This is a genomic window from Streptomyces tendae (assembly GCF_014650435.1).
In the GTDB taxonomy this organism is placed as follows: Bacteria; Actinomycetota; Actinomycetes; order Streptomycetales; family Streptomycetaceae; genus Streptomyces; species Streptomyces tendae.
Window position 1 is genome coordinate 1 of sequence record NZ_BMUY01000092.1, and the last position, 675, is coordinate 675.

2 protein-coding genes are annotated in these 675 nt (G+C 36.0%); both read left to right on the forward strand.

All coding sequences use genetic code 11. From position 1 onward, the window contains the following. Positions 1–245 (forward strand): hypothetical protein (locus IE258_RS40770; RefSeq protein ID WP_229892791.1); only part of this gene is annotated, 245 nt, incomplete at its 5' end. Continuing rightward, positions 242–675, forward strand: a 434-nt coding sequence (locus IE258_RS40775; protein ID WP_189750835.1) for a hypothetical protein, incomplete at its 3' end; no start/stop codon positions are given. The genes IE258_RS40770 and IE258_RS40775, both read left to right, overlap by 4 nt.

The following is a 675-nucleotide window of genomic DNA, read 5'->3' on the forward strand; positions in this document are numbered from 1 at the left end:
GTCTAGAACAAGATATTCGAGAAGAGAATATCATTGTGAAGGATCCTTTCTTTGTTCAAGAAGCTCCTACCTTTATATATGATGGTTTGGGTAGACCCGTAGCCATGGGTAAACACAGAAATAATACTTCTGCTGTAGATGTGGATTTGGAAGGAGATGTTTATTCTGATGATGATATATTTGGTAAAGCAATTTGTAATCACATACGAAAAGGAAAAACTAATGTAATAATACAACCGAAATGAAAATTCTTAAGTTTTTTGGATTCGATAGAAGGAATCGATCTCCAATACAAGAAAACAAGGCTAATCCTCCAAGTAAAAAAGAGGAGGTACCTATTTCACCCGGTAGAGTATCGGAACCGGATGATGACCCAGGTAACTTCATTCATACATTGAAAGGCTTAACTCAGATGGTTACGCCTTCTTTTCGTGTTGAAGTGATTCAGCTTTTAAGGGATTTATATAAAGTGAATCCAGATGTTAACATAGCTTTACAGGATATGTTTAAGCTTGCTAATACTGGTCACAACATAACATTCCCTAATAATACCGATAAAGAGGCTGATAAGATGAGAGATCATCTTTCTAAGGTATCCTCTAAATGGTCTAACTATACTGCCGGTATGGATGGTTTGGTAAACAAGATGATAGTTCAATTGATGATTAGTGGAGC